Below are 17,732 nucleotides of genomic sequence, written 5' to 3'. Positions count from 1 at the left end.
GCTCTCCGCTTCGCTACGGCCGGGATGGCGACACTTGAGTAGTCCCACCATCCGCCTCGACAACGTCACCCTGCGCCGCGGCGGGCGGGAGGTGCTCTCCGCCATCTCCGTCGCCCTCACCGAGCGCCGCATCGGGCTGATCGGCAATAATGGCTCGGGCAAGAGCTCGCTGGTCCGCCTGCTCAATGGCCTCTTGAGCGCGGATACCGGCAGCATCACGGTCCACGGCCTCGATGCCGGCAAGGATGCGTCCGAGCTGCCACGCAAGGTCGGCTTCATCTTCCAGAACCCGGACCACCAGATCATCTTCCCGACGGTGATCGAGGAGGTCGCCTTCAGCCTCGAGCAGACCGGGCTCTCCCGCCGCGAGGCCGCCACCGAGGCCAAGGCGGCACTGGCCCGCTTCGATCGCGCGCATTGGGCGGATCGCCCGGTGCATGCGCTTTCCGAGGGCGAGAAGCAGTTGCTGTGCATCATCGCCGTGCTGGTGATGCAGCCCGCGGTGCTGGTGCTCGACGAGCCGTTCTCGGCGCTCGACCTGCCGACCCGGCGCCGGCTGGAGGCACTGATCGCGACGCTTCGGCAGCAGGTGATCCTGATCGCCCATGAGCTCGACGCGTTCAAAACCTATGACCGCGTGCTGTGGCTGGAGGCCGGCCGCGTGCGCATGGACGGCGCGCCGGGCGACGTCATCGCCGCCTATCGCCGTGCGGTGGAGGAGGGCGGATGATCTCGCTCTATCTCGCTGAGCGCACCTGGATGCACGAGGTGCCGGCGGGCTGGAAGCTCGCCGTGCTGGCGCTGCTCAGCCTGCTCGTCACCCCGTTCGACAACCTGCCGGCGATGGCGGCGATGGTGGCTTGCGTGCTGGCGCTCTATGCCTCGCTCGGCCGCGAGGCGATCCGGCAGGTCGCGCTGCTGCGCCCGATCGTGCCGCTGCTCGCCATTCTCTTCGCAATCCATTGGTGGAACGGCGATCCCCGCCTCGGCCTCATCGCGGTGCTGCGCCTCGTCGGCATGATGCTGCTGGCGAACGCCGTGACCATGACCACCCGCATGGACGAGATGATGGATGTCATCGAGCCCCTGCTGAAGCCGCTCGCCTGGTTCGGCGTCTCGCCGCGCATGGTGGCGCTGGCGGTGGCGATGATGATCCGCTTCGTGCCGCTGCTGTTCGCGCTGTGGGAGGCGCTCAACGAGAGTTTTCGCGCGCGGACCGGAAAGCGCGGCGGCTGGCGCTTGCTGGCGCCGTTCTGTATCCAGACACTGAGATTGTCCCATCACACCGCCGAGGCGCTGTCCGCGCGCGGCGGCGCGCCGCGAGGAACACGCCGATGACCAGGGAACGCACGCTCGTCCAGATCGCGCTCTATGCCGCGATCATCGCAGTGCTCGGGCTGATGCCGAAATTCGACCTGCCGCTCGCCGGCGGCGTGCCGATCACCGCGCAGAGCATGGGCATCATGCTGGCCGGCGTGATGCTCGGCGCCTGGCGCGGAGCGGCCGCGGTGTCGCTGTTCCTGCTGGTGGTGGCGCTCGGCGCGCCGCTGCTGGCCGGCGGACGCGGCGGTCTCGGCGTGTTCTTCGGCCCCTCGGCCGGCTTCCTGCTCGGCTATCCGGTGGCGGCGTTCGTTGCCGGCTTCATCATGCAGACGCTGAAGAACCAGCCGGTGCTGCCGGTGGCGCTGGTGGCCGCCGTGGTCGGCGGCATCCTCGTGCTCTACCCGCTCGGCATTGTCGGCATGTCGGCGCTTGGCAGCCTTTCCCCGCTCGACGCGGCGAAGGCGTCCCTGATCTTCATCCCGGGCGACACCATCAAGGCGGTGCTGGTCGCTCTCGTCGCCCAGACCGTGGCGCGCGGCCTGCCCGATGCGCTGATCTCCCGCGCTTCCTGAGCCATGACCATCGGCGCCGCCCTGCCGGCGCTGGCCGGCGCGGAGCCGGGCAGGCCGGCGCTGGTCTGCGACCACGATGTGCTGGACTGCCGGACCTTTACCCGGGCGGTGCTGGCGCTGATAGCCGAGCTTGAAGCCCGACTACCGCCCGGCTCAAGCATTGCTCTGGCATTGCCAAACAATGCAGAACTGGTCGCGCTGTTCTTTGCCGCCGCGATGAGCGGGCGGCAGGCGCTGGTCTATGATCCCGGCTGGCCGGCGCCCTACCGTGCCGCCATCGATGCCGCGCTGGCGCCGCCGCTGACGATGGACGGCAGCGAGCCGTGGCTGCACCGCGCGTTCGAAGGCGCCGACACCACCCCGCCGTCGCCCTCGCCGGATGCGCCGTTCTATGTCGGCTTCACCTCTGGCTCGACCGGCCTGCCCAAGGGCTATCGCCGCTCGCACCGCTCCTGGATCGAGAGCTTCGAGGTCAGCCGCATCGAGTTCGGCATCAACGAAGACGACGTCATCATGGCGCCCGGCGGGCTCGCCGCCTCGCTGCATCTCTATGGCGTCGTCCATGCGCTGCACATTGGCGCCGAGGCGGTGATGATGCGCCGCTTCCACCCGCGCCGTGCACTGGCGCTGATCGTGGAGCGGGCGGTGACCGCGCTCTATGTGACGCCGACCCAGCTGCAATTGCTGCTCGACGCCGCGGACGGGGGGATCTGTCCGTCGCTCCGCACACTCATGATCAGCGGTGCTAAATGGCAGCCGGAGACCCGTGCGGCCACCGCCCGGCTGTTCCCCAATGCGAAGCTCGCCGAATTCTATGGCGCCTCGGAACTGAGCTTCGTCACCATCGGCCATGCCAGCGAGAATGTGCCGGCCGGCTCGGTCGGCCGCGCCGCCCATGGCGTGTCGCTGCGCATCCGCGACGCTGACGGCCGCGACCTGTCGGCGGGCGAGATCGGCGCGATCTGGGTGAAGAGCGGCATGATATTCGATGATTATGCCTGCGGCGGCGGCGAGGAGATCCGCCACGAGGGCGCATGGATGACGGTCGGCGACCATGGCGCTCTGGACGAGGCGGGCTTCCTCACTCTGCATGGCCGCGAGAAGCGTATGCTCGTCACCTCAGGGCTTAATGTCTATCCGGAGGAGGTGGAGCGGGTGCTGGTGGCGATGCCCGGGATCCATGAGGCCGCGGTGTTCGGCCTCGCCGATCCGCTGCGCGGCACCGAGCTTGTCGCGGTGCTGCGCGCCGACTATCCGGACGAGGCCGCGTTACGCGCGCATTGCCGCGCGCATCTGCCGGCGGCGAAGCTGCCGCGGCGCTTCCTCATTCTCGATGACTGGCCGCGCACTGCCGGCGGCAAGGCGGACCTCATCGCGCTGCGCCGCCTCGCCGAGGAAAGGCTGGCGCCGTCATGAGCCGCGCCTTCATCATCGCCGCCCGCCGCACCGCCGTTGCGCCGCGGCGCGGGGCGCTTGCCAAGCTGGAGGCCTGGCAACTCGCGGCGCCGGTGCTGCAGGCGTGCCTGGCGGATGCCGGCGTCAACGTTGATGAGGTCGACGAGGTCATTCTCGGCAATGCGTTGTCCGGCGGCGGCAATGTCGCCCGGCTCGCCGCGCTGGCTGCCGGTTTGCCGGAGCGCGTGTCGGCACTGAGCATCGACCGGCAATGCTGCTCCGGGCTCGATGCCATCATGCTGGCGGCGCGCCTCATCGAGGCCGGCGCGGCGCGCGTCGTGCTTGCCGGCGGCACCGAGAGCTGGAGCCGCTCCGCCATCCGCGCCCATCGCCCGCGCCGGGAAGGGGAGGCGCCGGACTTCTACGACACGCCGCCTTTCTCGCCCTGGCCGGAGCGCGATCCGGACATGGTCGAGGCGGCGGCGGAGTTGGCGCGGACGGAAGGGATCACCCGTGCGGCACAGGACGCATTCGCTGTTGAGAGCCATCGGAAAGCCCTGGTACGCCTAGAGCCCCCTCTCCCCGAGGGGGAGAGGGATGGGGTGAGGGGAGCCACCGCAACGATTACCCGCGCAACCCCTCACCCAGCCCTCTCCCTCAGGGAGAGGACTTCACGCTCTGGCGGCGAGGGCGTTCGACAAGAAGAGATCGTCCTCCTACCCGAAGCGCCACTCGCGCATGACGCCTTCGCGCGCAACCTCACCCCGCGTCTCTGTGCCCGCGCGCCGATCCTTGCCGGGACGGACGAATACGCCATCGATGCCGCCACCGTCGCCGTCGAGGCGGACGCCGCCGCCGCGGTGCTCGTCGTCGCCGAGGACATTGCCCGCGCTATCGTGCACCCGCTCGAAATCCTCGATGCGCTTGCCCTCGGCAGCGCGCCGGAGCAGCCGGCGATGGCGATCGTGCCAGCGGTGTGCCGGGTCCTCGCCCGCAATGACCTCGACGCGGCCCTCCTCGACCATGTCGAACTGATGGAAGCCTTCGCCGTGCAGGCGCTGGCGAATATCGCGCATCTCGGCCTCGACCCCGCTCGGGTCAATCCAGGCGGCGGCGCACTCTCGCGCGGCCATCCGGTCGGCGCTTCCGGCGCCATCCTCGCGGTGCGGCTGTTCCACGAGATGCGATCAGCGCCCGGTGCGAAGACCGGCCTCGCCGCCATCGCTGCCGCGGGTGGGCTCGCCACCGCCATGTTGCTGCGCAGCAACGAGTAAATTTGCCCGCCGGGCGTGATTGTGCAGGATGGAACGTCGAATCCTTATCATTCGACATTCCGTCGGCCGGCCGATCATCATGAACGCCATCTCTTCCCGCCAACAGGACATACTGGTCCTGGCGCGCGCCCAGGGGCGGGTCAGCGTCGATGATCTCGCGGCCCGCTTCGAGGTCTCGCCGCAGACCATCCGCAAGGACCTGAACGATCTGTGCGTGCGCCGGCTGATGTCGCGCGTGCATGGCGGCGCCGTGGTCGCCTCAGGCGTCGAGAATGTCGCCTATGAGGCCCGCCGCATCATCGCCCATGGGGCGAAGCGCGCCATTGGCGACGCCGCCGCGCGCATGGTGCCGAACCGCGCCTCGCTGTTCATCAATATCGGCACCACCACCGAGGAGGTGGCCCGCGCACTCGGTGACCATGAGGACCTGCTGGTCATCACCAACAACCTCAATGTCGCGACGCTGCTCTACCGCCATCCCAAGATCGAGCTGATCATGGCCGGCGGGCCGGTGCGCCATGCCGACGGCGCGGTGATCGGCTCGGCGGCGGTGGATTTCGTCCGCCAGTTCCGGGTCGATTACGCGGTGATCGGCGCCTCCGCCATCGAGGAAGACGGCACGCTGCTCGATTTCGATTATCGCGAGGTGCAGGTCGCCCGCGCCATCATCGACAATGCGCGCCAGGTCATCCTGGTCGCCGACCGCTCCAAGCTGGAGCGCACCGCGCCGGTGCGTATCGGCGACATGAGCGAGATCGACACCTTCGTCACTGACATGGTGCCCTCATCCGGCCTGCGCGAGGTCTGCTCCCGCCACGGCGTCGAGCTGATCGAGGTCGGCGGCGCCGAGGATGAGGGGTTCTGAGCCTTCCACAGGCGGGTAGCGGCCTGCGTGCTTCGAGGCCCGCCCTTGGCGGGCACCTCCAGCATGACGCGAATTTCTTTATCCACGGAAGAACCACCTCATCCTGAGGTGCTCGGGCGTAGCCCGAGCCTCGAAGGATGCTCGTGCCGCATTTTTGCTGCATTGCATTCAAACGAAACTTTCATACTTTCGTTTTGGCCTATTGCGCGCTCGGATTCCTTCGCTTAACCTCCATGTGAAGATAAAAACGAAAGCATTCCTGTCTTAAGGGAATGCGCCGTGGGAGTAGAGCTTTGGCCGCGCGAAGCCTCGATGCCGTCTATGATCTCGCCGTCATTGGCGGGGGCGTGAATGGTTGCGGCATTGCCCGCGATGCCGCCGGCCGCGGCGCCTCCGTCGTGCTGTTCGAGCAGGGCGATCTCGCCGGCGCCACCTCGTCCGCCTCCACCAAGCTGATTCATGGCGGCCTGCGCTATCTGGAGCATTACGAGTTCCGGCTGGTGCGCGAGGCGCTGATGGAGCGCGAGGTGCTGTGGAGCATCGCCCCGCACATCATCCGCCCGCTGCGCTTCGTGCTGCCACACCATGCCGGCCTGCGCCCGGCCTGGCTGCTGCGCCTCGGCCTGTTCCTCTATGACCATCTCGGTGGCCGCAAGCTGCTGCCCGCCACCCGCACGCTCGACCTGACCCGCGATTCCGCCGGCGCCCCACTCAGGCCCGATTTCACCCGCGCCTTCGAATATTCCGACTGCTGGGTGGAGGATAGCCGGCTCGTCGTCCTGAATGCGCTCGATGCCGCCGAGCGCGGCGCCGATATCCGGCCCGGCTATCGCGTCGTCTCCGCCGAGCGCGGGCCGGAGTATTGGACCGTCGACGTCGTGCGCACCGAGGACGGCGCGCGCGAGACGGTGCGGGCGCGGGTACTGGTGAATGCGGCCGGGCCCTGGGTGCACCAGGTGCTGGCGAGCATCGTGCGCGCCGATGAGCTGGCCGGGGTCAGGCTGGTCCAGGGCAGCCATATCGTCGTGCGCCGGCTGTTTGAGCACGACCGCGCCTACATCTTCCAGAATGCCGATGGCCGCATCATCTTCGCCATCCCCTATGAGCATGATTTCACCCTGATCGGTACCACCGACCGCGACTATCAGGGCGCGCCCGACAAGGTGGCGGCGAGCGGCGAGGAGATCGCCTATCTCTGCGCCGCGGCCAGCGAATATCTGAAGAAGCCGGTCACCCCGGCGGATGTGGTGTGGACCTATTCCGGCGTGCGCCCGCTCTATGATGACGGTGCCTCCAAGGCGCAGGAAGCCACCCGCGACTATGTGCTGGAGCTCGATGCCGACGAGGGCAAGCCGGCTATCCTTTCGGTGTTCGGCGGCAAGATCACCACCTATCGCCGCCTCGCCGAGCACGCCATCCAGAAGCTCAAGGATTATCTCCCCGGCACTGATAAGGCGTCCTGGACTGGCGAGACGCCACTGCCCGGCGGCGATTTCGCGGTGACCGACCAGCCGCGGGTGGTGGCGCAGGTGCTGCGGGCCTATCCCTTCCTCGATGCCGGCCTCGCCCGCCGCCTTGTGGTAGCTTACGGTACGCGAGCGTTGCGCCTGCTCGGCAGCGCACGCAGCACGGCTGATCTCGGCCGCGTCTTCGGCGCCGACCTCACCGAGGCGGAGGTGCTTTATCTGATGCGCGAGGAATGGGCGCGCACCGCGTCGGACGTGCTCTGGCGCCGCTCCAAGCTCGGCCTCCGGCTGAGCGCGGATGAAGCGCAGGCGCTCGATGCCTATATGCGCAGCATCGGCAACGGCCATAGTGCGGCTGCGGCAGCAGTCGGGAGCGTGGCGCGATGAGCCTCGTCCTTGATCACGTGCATCGCGAGGTCGCCGGACATGTCCATATCCGGGACGTGTCGCTGGAACTGGCGCGCGGCTCGCTCAACGTCCTGCTCGGCGCCACGCTCGCCGGCAAGACCACCTTGATGCGGCTGATGGCCGGGCTCGACGTGCCGACCTCCGGCCGCGTGGTGGTGGAGGGGCGCGACGTCACTGGCCTGCCGGTGAAGAAACGCAGCGTCGCCATGGTCTACCAGCAATTCATCAATTACCCCGCGCTCAGCGTCTATGAGAACATCGCGTCCCCCTTGCGCGTTGCCGGCCTCCCGCGGGCCGAGATCGACCGGAAGGTGCGCGAGGCGGCGGGCCTGCTGAAGCTCGAGCCCTATCTGCAGCGCCGCCCGCTGGAGCTCTCCGGCGGCCAGCAGCAGCGTACCGCCATTGCCCGCGCTCTGGTGAAGGGGGCCGACCTGGTGCTGCTCGACGAGCCGCTGGCCAATCTCGATTACAAGCTGCGCGAGGAATTGCGCGAGGAATTGCCGCGCATCTTCGCCGAGAGCGGCGCCATCTTCGTTTATGCCACCACCGAGCCGACCGAGGCGCTGCTGCTGGGCGGCAACACCGCGACCCTGCTGGAAGGCGCGCTGACGCAATTCGGCCCGACGCCGTCGGTCTATCGCCACCCGCAGGATCTCGCCACGGCGGGCGTGTTCTCCGATCCGCCGCTCAACACGCTGCGGGTCGCGAAGATCGGCCCGCGCATCCGGCTGGAGAGCGGCATCACCGCGCCCGCGACCGGCGTCTTCGCCACCGTGCCGGACGGTAGCTACACCATGGGCGTGCGTGCCCATCATCTCGGCGTCGACGAGACCGTCTTCATGGGTGATGCCAGCGGAGCGTCCGCGTCACCCGGCGAGGCGAGTGGCGACCTCATTCGTCTCAGTGCCTCGGTCTCGGTCTCCGAGATCACCGGCTCCGAGAGCTTCGTGCACATGGATGTCGGCACCGAGCGGCTGATTGCGCTGGTGCCCGGGGTGCGGCGGCTGGAGCCGGGCGCCTATGTCGATGTGCTGATCGATCCGCGCCACGTGCTGCTGTTCGACCCGGACGGCCGCAGCGCCGGCCGCGTGCTCGACGCGGCGGCATGAGGAGGGCGACATGGCCAGCATCACTCTCGACGGTCTCGCCCACGCCTACCGGCCCGATCCGAAGGGCCCGCAGGATTATGCGCTGAAGCGCATCGACCATGTCTGGCAGCAGGGCGGCGCCTATGCGCTGCTCGGCCCGTCCGGCTGCGGCAAGACCACGCTTCTCAACATCATCTCCGGTCTCGTGGTGCCGACCCGCGGGCGCATATTGTTCGACGGCCGCGACGTGACGCGACTGCCGACCGAGGACCGCAACATCGCCCAGGTGTTCCAGTTCCCGGTGGTCTACGACACCATGACGGTGCGCGAGAACCTGGCCTTCCCGCTGAAGAATCGCGGCATGGTGAAGGGCACCATCACCCGTCGGGTCGAGGAGATCGCAGACCGGCTGGGCTTGTCCAAGTCGCTCGACCGCAAGGCGGCGAACCTCACCGCGGATGCCAAGCAGAAGATCTCGCTCGGCCGCGGGCTGGTGCGCTCGGATGTCGCCGCCATCCTTTTCGACGAGCCGCTGACCGTCATCGACCCGCATCTGAAATGGCAGCTGCGCTCGACGCTCAAGGAACTGCACCGCTCGCTCGACCTCACCATGATCTATGTCACCCACGACCAGACCGAGGCGATGACCTTCGCCGACAAGGTGGTGGTGATGCATGACGGCGCCGTGGTGCAGACCGGCACGCCGGAAGAACTGTTCGAGCGGCCCGAGCACACCTTTGTCGGCCACTTCATCGGCTCGCCGGGCATGAATGTTTTGCCGGCGAAGGTCGAAGGCCACACCGCCTATGTCGGCCAGCAGAAGATCACGCTGCCCCGCACCTATCCGAAGCTGCCGGAGGAAGAGCGCGTCGAACTCGGCGTCCGCCCGGAATTCGCCCGCCTCGCTCCCGCCGGCGAAGGCCTGTCGGTGAAGGTGAAGCGCATCGACGATATTGGCCGCGCCCGCATCGCGCGGGTGGAGCTCGACGGCCACCCCATGGCGGCGACCGTGCCGGAAGGTTTGAGCATTTCCGGCGACGTCGCCGGCCTCGGCTTTGAGCAACGCCAGCTACACATCTATGCCGGCGGCAAGCTGGTGGTCGGCGAGGGAGGGGTGGGATGAACACTTTCCCGCTCCAGCACACCCCCTCATCCCCGGGCTTGACCCGGGGATCCAGAGGACCAGGTGCGGCCCCCAAAGCCTGGATCCCCGGGTCAAGCCCGGGGATGAGGGCGCACTCGATGGAAACGGGGGCCTGATCCATGGAAAAGACCCTCAACAACAGGGCCTGGCTGCTGGTGCTGCCGGTGTTCGGCATCGTCGCCTTCTCGGCGATCCTACCGATCATGACGGTGGTGAACTATTCGGTGCAGGACACCTTCGGCAACAACCAGTTCTTCTGGAATGGCCTCGGCTGGTTCACCGAACTGCTCGATCCTTCCACCGAGCTGGGCGGGCGCTTCTTCGAGGCGCTGTGGCGCAACCTCGCCTTCTCCGCCATCATCCTCGCCATCGAGGTGCCGCTCGGCATCCTGGTCGCGCTCTCCATGCCGCGTCATGGCTGGAAGGTCGCCGCGACGCTGGTGCTGATGGCGCTGCCGCTGCTCATTCCATGGAACGTCGTCGGCACCATCTGGCAGGTGTTCGCCCGTTCCGACATCGGCCTGCTCGGCTATGCGGTGAACTGGCTCGGCATTCCCTATAATTACACGGCTGACCTGCTCTCGGCCTGGATCACCATCATCGTGATGGATGTCTGGCACTGGACCAGCCTGGTCGCGCTGCTCTGCTATGCCGGGCTGAAGTCGATCCCGGACGCCTATTACCAGGCGGCGCGCATCGATGGCGCCTCGCGCTGGGCGGTGTTTCGCACCATCCAGCTGCCCAAGATGCGCCGGGTGCTGCTGATCGCCGTGCTGCTGCGCTTCATGGACAGCTTCATGATCTACACCGAGCCGTTCGTGCTCACCGGCGGCGGCCCCGGCAACGCGACGACCTTCCTGTCGATCGACCTCGTCAAGCTCGCGCTCGGCCAGTTCGACCTCGGCAAGGCGGCGGCGATGTCGCTGGTCTACAACCTCATCGTGCTGGCGGTCTGCTGGGTGTTCTACACCGTGATGACCAATGCCGGCCAGGATCACGACGCTGCGCGCAGGAGCGAGGCATGACCCAGTCCCGCGCCGGCGCCTTCGTCATGGTGCTGTATCTCCTGTTCCTGATGCTGCCGATCTACTGGCTCGTGAACATGAGCCTGAAGACCAATTTCGAGATCAACACCACGCTCACGCTGTGGCCGCGCGAGGTGACGTTCGAGCATTATGTGAAGATCTTTACCGATCGGAGCTGGTATTCGGGCTACATCAACTCGCTGACCTATGTGGTGCTGAACACCATCATCTCGATCACGCTGGCCTTGCCCGCCGCCTACGCTTTCTCGCGCTATCGCTTCGTCGGCGACAAACATCTGTTCTTCTGGCTGCTGTCGAACCGCATGGCGCCGCCGGCGGTGTTCGCACTGCCGTTCTTCAATCTCTATTCGGCCATCGGCCTGTTCGACACGCCGTGGGCGGTGGCGCTGGCACACTGCCTGTTCAACGTGCCGCTGGCGGTGTGGATCCTGGAAGGCTTCATGTCCGGCGTGCCGCGCGAGATCGACGAGACCGCGGCGATCGACGGCTACTCGTTCCCGCGCTTCTTCATCAAGATCTTCATGCCGCTGATCGCCTCCGGCATCGGCGTCGCCGCCTTCTTCTGCTTCATGTTCTCCTGGGTGGAACTGCTGCTGGCGCGCACGCTGACCGCCGCCAACGCCAAGCCGATCGCGGTGACCATGACCCGCACCGTCTCCGCCGCCGGCATGGATTGGGGCCTGCTGGCCGCCGCCGGTGTGCTGACCATCATTCCCGGTGCGCTGGTGATCTGGTTCGTGCGCAACTACATCGCCAAGGGCTTCGCCCTCGGGCGGGTGTGAGGAGGGCGGGACATGGAACACCTCTCCGAGAGCTTCGCCTGGATGGCCTGGACCTGGCAGACCGGGCTGTTCTTCGCCGCCATTGCCGGCCTGCTCACCGTCTTCACGCTGCTCGCGGTCTGGTTCCCGGAGCGCGAGCGGGTCGGCGTGCTGCGCATCCCGACCACGCGCGGCGACCGGCTCTTCATCAGCCTGCTCGGCAGCGCCTTCATCTGTCTCGGCTGGATCGGCCTCGCCGGTCCCGACCTGACCTGGGCGCTCGCCGTGTGCCTTGTCTACGCGCTGGCGGTGTTCCGCCTCGTGTGAATACCCCCGCCGCGTCTGCGCGCGTCGGGGCCAATATCAGTGACGACAAGTCATTAGAAACGGGAGGAAGACCATGTTGCAGTCACGATCGAGAATGCGGCTGATGCTGGCGGCGAGCGCCATGGCGCTCCTCGCCTGCGCGGGCGCGGCGCGGGCCGACGAGGCCGCCGCGAAGAAATGGGTCGATTCTGAGTTCCAGCCTTCGACGCTGTCGAAGGAAGACCAGATGAAGGAGATGCAGTGGTTCATCAATGCCGCCAAGCCCTATGCCGGCATGGAGATCAATGTCGTCTCCGAGACCATCACCACCCATGAGTACGAGGCCAAGACCCTGGCCAAGGCGTTCTCCGAGATCACCGGGATCAAGCTCACCCACGACCTCATCCAGGAGGGCGACGTGGTGGAGAAGATCCAGACGCAGATGCAGTCGGGCAAGAACATCTACGATGCGTGGGTGAACGACTCGGACCTGATCGGCACCCATTTCCGCTACAAGCAGGCGATCAACCTCACCGACTGGATGGCGGGCGAGGGCAAGGACGTCACCTCGCCGACGCTGGACCTGCCGGATTTCATCGGCCTCAGCTTCACCACGGCTCCGGACAAGAAGCTCTACCAGCTGCCGGACCAGCAGTTCGCCAACCTGTACTGGTTCCGTTACGACTGGTTCACCAACGCCGACTACAAGGCCAAGTTCAAGGCCAAGTACGGCTACGAGCTCGGCGTGCCGGTGAACTGGTCGGCCTATGAGGACATCGCCGAGTTCTTCACCAACGATGTCGGCACCATCGACGGCGTGAAGGTCTATGGCAACATGGACTACGGCAAGAAGGACCCCTCGCTCGGCTGGCGCTTCACCGATGCCTGGCTGTCCATGGCCGGCAATGGTGATCGCGGCCTGCCGAACGGCCTGCCGGTGGACGAATGGGGCATCCGCATGGAAGGCTGCCGGCCGACCGGCTCCTCGGTCGACCGCGGCGGCGACACCAACGGCCCGGCCTCGGTCTATGCCATCACCAAGTACATCGAGTGGCTGAAGAAATACACGCCGGCCCAGGCTGGCGGCATGACCTTCTCGGAGGCCGGCCCGGTGCCGGCGCAGGGCAACATCGCCCAGCAGATGTTCTGGTACACCGCCTTCACCGCCGACATGGTGAAGCCCGGCCTGCCGGTGATGAATGCCGACGGCACCCCGAAGTGGCGCATGGCGCCGTCTCCGCACGGCTCGTACTGGAAGGACGGCATGAAGCTCGGCTACCAGGACGTGGGTTCCTGGACCTTGTTGAAGTCGACCCCGCTGGAGCGGCGCAAGGCGGCGTGGCTCTACGCCCAGTTCGTGACCTCGAAGTCGGTCTCGCTGAAGAAGAGCCATGTCGGCCTCACCTTCATCCGCGAGAGCGACATCTGGGACAAGACCATGACCGAGCGTGCGCCGAAGCTCGGCGGCCTGGTCGAGTTCTACCGCTCGCCGGCGCGCGTGCAGTGGTCGCCGACCGGCTCCAACGTGCCGGACTATCCGAAGCTGGCGCAGCTGTGGTGGCAGAACATCGGCGACGCCTCGTCGGGCGCCAAGACCCCGCAGGCCGCCATGGACAGCCTCGCCGCGGCGCAGGAATCGGTGATGGAGCGGATCGAGCGTTCCGGCGTGCAGGGTGAGTGCGGGCCGAAGCTGAACAAGAAGGAGAGCATGGCGTACTGGGTCGAGCAGGCCAAGAAGAACGGCACGCTGGCCCCGCAGCCCAAGCTCGCCAATGAGAAGCCGCAAGGCGAGACGGTGGACTACGACACCCTCATCAAGAGCTGGCCCGCCACCCCGCCGAAGAAGGTGAACTGAGCGCAAGCGCTCGCTGACGACGCATCCCGGACGCGCGCAAGCGCGATCCGGGATGACGTGCCCCCTTTCCGACCTCATGGCCGGGCTTGACCCGGCCACCCAGACTTCTAGACGAGGCTCAAGCGGTTCTGGATCCCCGGGTCAAGCCCGGGGATGAGGGACGAATTGGGGTTCCCGCATGACGACCTACATCCTCGCCATCGACCAGGGCACCACCTCCTCGCGCGCCATCCTGTTCCGGCCGGACACCTCGATCGCGGCGCAGGCGCAGCAGGAATTCCCGCAGCATTTCCCCGCCTCAGGCTGGGTCGAGCATGAGCCGGACGATCTTTGGCGCACCACGCTCGCCACCTGCCGGCGGGCGATGGAACAGGCCGGCGCGACAGCCACCGAGATCGCCGCCATCGGCATCACCAACCAGCGCGAGACCACGGTGGTGTGGGACCGCAAGACCGGCAAGGCGATCCATCGCGCCATCGTCTGGCAGGACCGCCGCACCGCCGAGCTCTGCGCCCGGCTGAAGGCCGAGGGCCACGAGCCCATGGTGAGCGCCAGGACCGGCCTGATCCTCGACCCCTATTTCTCCGGCACCAAGATCGGCTGGATCCTCGACCACGTGCCCGGCGCGCGCGCCCGCGCCGAGCGCGGCGAACTCGCCTTTGGCACCGTGGACAGCTTCCTGCTGTGGCATCTGACCGGCGGCGCGGTGCACGCCACCGACGCCACCAATGCCGCCCGCACGCTGCTGTTCAACATTCATGACGGCACCTGGGACGATGACCTGCTGGCGCTGTTGCGCGTGCCGCATTCCATGCTGCCGGAGGTGAAGGATTCCTCCGCCGCTTTCGGCACCACCGTGCCCGAGCTGTTCGGCGGCCCCATCGCGATATCCGGCATCGCCGGCGACCAGCAGGCGGCGACCGTCGGCCAGGCCTGCTTCCAGCCCGGCATGATCAAGTCGACATACGGCACCGGCTGCTTCGCGCTGTTGAACACCGGCACTACCGCGGTGGCCTCGCAGAACAAGCTGCTCACCACCATTGCCTACCAGCTCGACGGCAAGCGGACCTACGCGCTGGAAGGCTCGATCTTCGTCGCCGGCGCCGCGGTGCAATGGCTGCGCGACGGGCTCGGCATCATCAAGGCCTCCGCGGAAACCGAGGCTCTGGCGGACGCCGCCGACCCGACCCAGGAGGTCTATCTGGTGCCGGCCTTTGTCGGCCTCGGGGCGCCCCACTGGAATCCGGATGTGCGGGGTGCGCTGTTCGGATTGACGCGCGGGACCGGCCGCGCCGAGATCGCCCTCGCGGCGCTGGAGAGCGTCTGCTACCAGACCGCCGACCTGCTCGACGCCATGCATGCCGACTGGGCCGGCTCCGGATCGGCGAGCGCGAGCACGGTGCTGCGTGTCGACGGCGGCATGGTCGCCTCCAGTTTCGCCATGCAGCGGCTCGCCGACCTGCTCGCCGCGCCGGTCGACCGGCCGGTGGTGAAGGAGACCACGGCGCTGGGCGCCGCCTATCTCGCCGGACTGCACGCCGGCGTGTTCCCCAAGCCCGGCCGCTTCGCCGATTCCTGGCGGCTGGAGCGGCGCTTCACCCCGTCGATGGAGCCAGCGACCCGCACCCGCAAGCTCGCCGGCTGGCACGACGCGGTGCGGCGGCTGACGATGCCGTAGCGGACTTCGAGGCACAGTTGTTTCCCTCTCCCCGATGGGGAGAGGGAGACCTTCCACCCGAAAACCGTTGCGAACCGCCGCTCGCTGCAACAGTCTCCTCCGGGCGGTAGCGGGCAGGGGACGGGCATGCGCTGGTGGTCGGCTGTCGCGGGGTTTGCCGAGCGTCACAAGATACTCACTGACGTCGCCATCGGCATCGTGTTCGGCCTGATCGTCGAGTTCGTCGCCGTGCCGCTGCTCTTCAGCGACACCCGCCTGCTGCGCGATCTCGGCGATGGGTTGGTGGACGATGCCATCCGCATCCATGAGCGCCTCACCGGCACGGTGGAGCACGCGACGCCCTATGTGTTCGTCGATATCGACGACGAGACCTGGCGCGACTGGGGCTATCCGCTGGTTGCCCCACGCGACAAGCTGGCCGGCCTCCTCGACCGGGTGATGGCCTCGAAGCCGCTCGCCGTGCTGCTCGACGTCGATCTCGCCTGGCCGGACACCTCAGGGCAAAGCGCGCTCGCCGATGTGCTCAAGCGCGACAATGCCAATGGCCCGCCGGTCCTCATGGTGCGCAGCCTGGTCAGCCGCGCGCCTAAAGATCCCGACCAATGGCCGCGGCTGCAGAGCACTCCCTTCGCAGCGGCCGTGCAGGCACCGCCATCGGCCGGCGTGGGCGTATCCACTGCCACGCGGCCTGGCTATCGCTGGGTGTCGCCGCTGTTCGAGCGCGATGCCGACGGTGTCGTGCGCTATGCGCGGCTGTTCGACTTCGTCTGCGACGGCGAGGCACCGGCGGCACTGCCGGCCGCCCAGCTGATGCTGGCGGCGCAGGCCATCGATGCCCGGAAGGACCGCCCGGAGGTCGCCGAGGCCGTCACCTCCACACTGGCACAGTTCATCCCGGACCGCTGCGGTGCGGCTGCGCGCGCGGCACCGGCCAGGCGCGTCTCTGAGCATCCGGAGATCGAACTCTCGCTGAAGGAGAGTTCGGTCCGCGTCATCTACACCATTGCCTGGCGCACGGGCGCCGTTGGCCTCGGGCCGACGGCGGTCGAGAACGGCTCCAGCCGGCCGCTGGTGGCGGTGCGCCCCGCCCGCATCGTGCTTGCCGCCTCGGCCGGCGAGGCGATCGACGGGCTGGAGGGCCGTCTCGTCGTCATCGGCGGCAGCTTCCGCGACAGCGGCGACTGGCACAACACCCCGCTTGGCGCCATGCCCGGCGCGCTGCTGGTGGTCAATGCCGCGCACGCATTGGCGCAATACGGCACGCCGCACGAGCCGCCCTGGTGGCAGCGCCTGCCGATCGCGCTCGGCATCATCATCGTGGTGGCCTGGCTGTTCGCGGTGCTCCGGCCGTTCGGCGCCAGCATCGCCGCCAGCCTCTTCCTGGTGCTGCTGACCATCCCTTCCGCGCTGCTGTTCAAATCCGGGGTGATGCTGGATCTTGCGGTGCCGTCGTTCGGCGTCTTCGCGCATAAATTCCTGCTGGAGATCATCGAGCGGGTCGAACTGGTGCGCAGCAAGGGTTTCCGTGCCCTGCTGGCCGACCATGGCGAGGGCAAATGACGGCAGAGGGAGGCGAGCGGCCATGCCGGTGCTGATCAGGACGTGCCTTTGGGCGTGCCTTGCGCTGTTCGCCATGCTCGCCCCCGCCTTCACGCAGGTGAAGGAGCAGGAGGTCGGCTTCATCGAGGCCTATGCGCCGGAAGGCGCGGCCATGACGCTCCTGCGCGGCGACCAGATCGTGCCGTTGCGGCTGTGCGCGCGGGTGCTGCAGGGCGACCGCATCCTGCTGGTGCGGCCGGATGAGCGCGTCGTGCTGCGGCTGATGGACCGGCCCGAGCCGGTGGTGATCACCGCCGCGCGCGGCGAGTATGTGGTCAAGGCGGCGGCGCCGGCACGCAGCCTGCTCGACGGCGCCTGGGATTCCATCCTCGATGCGCTCAACCTGCTCGACACGCCGGAGCGCACGCGCGTTTCCGCCAGCATCCGCAGCGGCGGCGGCGAACTCAAGGTGCCGCTGCTGGCGAGCCCGCAGACACTGGTTGCCGGCAAGCGCACGCTCACCCTCGGCTGGCTGCCGGAACGGCTCGGCGTGACCGTGACCATCCGCCCGGCCAAGGGGGCGCCACTGGTCAGCGAGGCCAAGGGTAGCGGAGGAGTGTGGACGTCGGCGCCGCTCGATCTTGTGCCCGGCGACTACACCGTCGAGATCACCCCGCGCGGCGGCAAGGCGCTGAGTGCGACCCTGCACGTTGTCGCCGCCGACAAGGTGCCGGCCATCCCCGCCGAGCTGACCCGCGAGGCGCTGCCGCCGGCGATGCGCGCGCTGGGTGCGGCCACCTTCCTCGCCATGAAGGGCCCGGAATGGCGGCTGGAGGCGTTCCAGCGCGTCGAGCCCTTCACCCGCGACTTCGCCCCGGCCGACAAGCTGTTCTGGACGCTGGCCGAGGGCGGGCTGAAATAGTCGAGCATTATGCCGAAAAGTGCGAAGCGGTTTTCGGACGACATCATGCTCAACTTATTAGAGACGATCTCGACGAGTTTGGATCGACCC

The 17,732-nt window shown here is 67.7% G+C and carries 16 protein-coding genes; all 16 read left to right on the top strand.

Annotated features, from left to right (window positions below; genetic code table 11):
• The first annotated feature begins 34 nt into the window (after window positions 1-34).
• The 16 genes from G3545_RS12990 (at window position 35) to G3545_RS12915 (ending at window position 17,642) form a co-directional block, all read left to right on the top strand.
• Entirely contained in the window at window positions 35-730 is a 696-nt protein-coding gene (locus tag G3545_RS12990) for an ABC transporter ATP-binding protein (RefSeq protein ID WP_170013188.1), read from the top strand.
• Complete coding sequence (locus tag G3545_RS12985) at window positions 727-1,338, top strand: energy-coupling factor transporter transmembrane component T (RefSeq protein ID WP_170013186.1); 612 nt, start codon at window positions 727-729, stop codon at window positions 1,336-1,338. Before G3545_RS12990 ends, G3545_RS12985 begins: the two co-directional genes overlap by 4 nt.
• On the top strand, window positions 1,335-1,895 hold the full coding sequence (locus G3545_RS12980) for a biotin transporter BioY (protein ID WP_170013184.1): 561 nt from the start codon (window positions 1,335-1,337) through the stop codon (window positions 1,893-1,895). The genes G3545_RS12985 and G3545_RS12980 overlap by 4 nt, the downstream gene beginning before the upstream one ends.
• Before the next feature lie 3 nt (window positions 1,896-1,898).
• Entirely contained in the window at window positions 1,899-3,311 is a 1,413-nt protein-coding gene (locus G3545_RS12975; RefSeq protein WP_170013182.1) for an AMP-binding protein, read from the top strand.
• On the top strand, window positions 3,308-4,564 hold the full coding sequence (locus G3545_RS12970; RefSeq protein ID WP_170013180.1) for a thiolase family protein: 1,257 nt from the start codon (window positions 3,308-3,310) through the stop codon (window positions 4,562-4,564). Before G3545_RS12975 ends, G3545_RS12970 begins: the two co-directional genes overlap by 4 nt.
• Window positions 4,565-4,643: 79 nt before the next feature.
• Window positions 4,644-5,429, top strand: a complete 786-nt coding sequence (locus tag G3545_RS12965) for a DeoR/GlpR family DNA-binding transcription regulator (RefSeq protein WP_170013178.1) — start codon at window positions 4,644-4,646, stop codon at window positions 5,427-5,429.
• A gap of 293 nt (window positions 5,430-5,722) precedes the next feature.
• Window positions 5,723-7,282, top strand: coding sequence for a glycerol-3-phosphate dehydrogenase (gene glpD, locus G3545_RS12960; RefSeq protein ID WP_246702813.1), 1,560 nt, complete (start codon window positions 5,723-5,725; stop codon window positions 7,280-7,282).
• Window positions 7,279-8,412 carry an ABC transporter ATP-binding protein gene (locus G3545_RS12955; RefSeq protein WP_170013174.1) on the top strand — a complete coding sequence of 378 codons (1,134 nt, stop codon included), beginning with the start codon at window positions 7,279-7,281 and terminating at the stop codon, window positions 8,410-8,412. The genes glpD and G3545_RS12955 overlap by 4 nt, the downstream gene beginning before the upstream one ends.
• A gap of 10 nt (window positions 8,413-8,422) precedes the next feature.
• A complete protein-coding gene (locus G3545_RS12950) occupies window positions 8,423-9,514 on the top strand; it encodes an ABC transporter ATP-binding protein (protein WP_170013172.1) in 1,092 nt (363 codons plus the stop codon).
• Between the two features lie 140 nt (window positions 9,515-9,654).
• Complete coding sequence (locus G3545_RS12945; RefSeq protein ID WP_170013170.1) at window positions 9,655-10,560, top strand: sugar ABC transporter permease; 906 nt, start codon at window positions 9,655-9,657, stop codon at window positions 10,558-10,560.
• Window positions 10,557-11,363, top strand: a complete 807-nt coding sequence (locus G3545_RS12940) for a carbohydrate ABC transporter permease (protein ID WP_170013168.1) — start codon at window positions 10,557-10,559, stop codon at window positions 11,361-11,363. Before G3545_RS12945 ends, G3545_RS12940 begins: the two co-directional genes overlap by 4 nt.
• Window positions 11,364-11,375: 12 nt before the next feature.
• Window positions 11,376-11,669, top strand: coding sequence for a DUF2160 domain-containing protein (locus G3545_RS12935; RefSeq protein WP_170011792.1), 294 nt, complete (start codon window positions 11,376-11,378; stop codon window positions 11,667-11,669).
• 73 nt (window positions 11,670-11,742) lie between these two features.
• On the top strand, window positions 11,743-13,503 hold the full coding sequence (locus tag G3545_RS12930) for an ABC transporter substrate-binding protein (RefSeq protein ID WP_170013166.1): 1,761 nt from the start codon (window positions 11,743-11,745) through the stop codon (window positions 13,501-13,503).
• A 178-nt stretch (window positions 13,504-13,681) separates the two neighbouring features.
• A complete protein-coding gene (glpK, locus tag G3545_RS12925; RefSeq protein ID WP_170013164.1) occupies window positions 13,682-15,181 on the top strand; it encodes a glycerol kinase GlpK in 1,500 nt (499 codons plus the stop codon).
• A gap of 126 nt (window positions 15,182-15,307) precedes the next feature.
• A complete protein-coding gene (locus G3545_RS12920) occupies window positions 15,308-16,741 on the top strand; it encodes a CHASE2 domain-containing protein (protein WP_170013162.1) in 1,434 nt (477 codons plus the stop codon).
• Window positions 16,742-16,763: 22 nt separating this feature from the next.
• Window positions 16,764-17,642, top strand: coding sequence for a hypothetical protein (locus G3545_RS12915; RefSeq protein WP_170013160.1), 879 nt, complete (start codon window positions 16,764-16,766; stop codon window positions 17,640-17,642).
• The last annotated feature ends 90 nt before the right edge of the window (window positions 17,643-17,732 follow it).

Source organism: Starkeya sp. ORNL1, from assembly GCF_012971745.1.
Classification (GTDB): domain Bacteria; phylum Pseudomonadota; class Alphaproteobacteria; order Rhizobiales; family Xanthobacteraceae; genus Ancylobacter.
This window is presented reverse-complemented; position numbering and strand designations above follow the sequence as displayed.

What these genes read in the sequence shown, in the direction of transcription:
- G3545_RS12950 (WP_170013172.1), top strand. Translation starts at nt 8,423, where the DNA reads ATGGCCAGCATCACTCTCGACGGTCTCGCCCACGCCTACCGGCCCGAT.
- G3545_RS12965 (WP_170013178.1), top strand. Translation starts at nt 4,644, where the DNA reads ATGAACGCCATCTCTTCCCGCCAACAGGACATACTGGTCCTGGCGCGC.
- G3545_RS12985 (WP_170013186.1), top strand. Translation starts at nt 727, where the DNA reads ATGATCTCGCTCTATCTCGCTGAGCGCACCTGGATGCACGAGGTGCCG.
- G3545_RS12980 (WP_170013184.1), top strand. Translation starts at nt 1,335, where the DNA reads ATGACCAGGGAACGCACGCTCGTCCAGATCGCGCTCTATGCCGCGATC.
- G3545_RS12945 (WP_170013170.1), top strand. Translation starts at nt 9,655, where the DNA reads ATGGAAAAGACCCTCAACAACAGGGCCTGGCTGCTGGTGCTGCCGGTG.
- G3545_RS12920 (WP_170013162.1), top strand. Translation starts at nt 15,308, where the DNA reads ATGCGCTGGTGGTCGGCTGTCGCGGGGTTTGCCGAGCGTCACAAGATA.
- G3545_RS12955 (WP_170013174.1), top strand. Translation starts at nt 7,279, where the DNA reads ATGAGCCTCGTCCTTGATCACGTGCATCGCGAGGTCGCCGGACATGTC.
- G3545_RS12975 (WP_170013182.1), top strand. Translation starts at nt 1,899, where the DNA reads ATGACCATCGGCGCCGCCCTGCCGGCGCTGGCCGGCGCGGAGCCGGGC.
- glpK (WP_170013164.1), top strand. Translation starts at nt 13,682, where the DNA reads ATGACGACCTACATCCTCGCCATCGACCAGGGCACCACCTCCTCGCGC.
- G3545_RS12935 (WP_170011792.1), top strand. Translation starts at nt 11,376, where the DNA reads ATGGAACACCTCTCCGAGAGCTTCGCCTGGATGGCCTGGACCTGGCAG.
- G3545_RS12940 (WP_170013168.1), top strand. Translation starts at nt 10,557, where the DNA reads ATGACCCAGTCCCGCGCCGGCGCCTTCGTCATGGTGCTGTATCTCCTG.
- G3545_RS12930 (WP_170013166.1), top strand. Translation starts at nt 11,743, where the DNA reads ATGTTGCAGTCACGATCGAGAATGCGGCTGATGCTGGCGGCGAGCGCC.
- G3545_RS12915 (WP_170013160.1), top strand. Translation starts at nt 16,764, where the DNA reads ATGCCGGTGCTGATCAGGACGTGCCTTTGGGCGTGCCTTGCGCTGTTC.
- G3545_RS12970 (WP_170013180.1), top strand. Translation starts at nt 3,308, where the DNA reads ATGAGCCGCGCCTTCATCATCGCCGCCCGCCGCACCGCCGTTGCGCCG.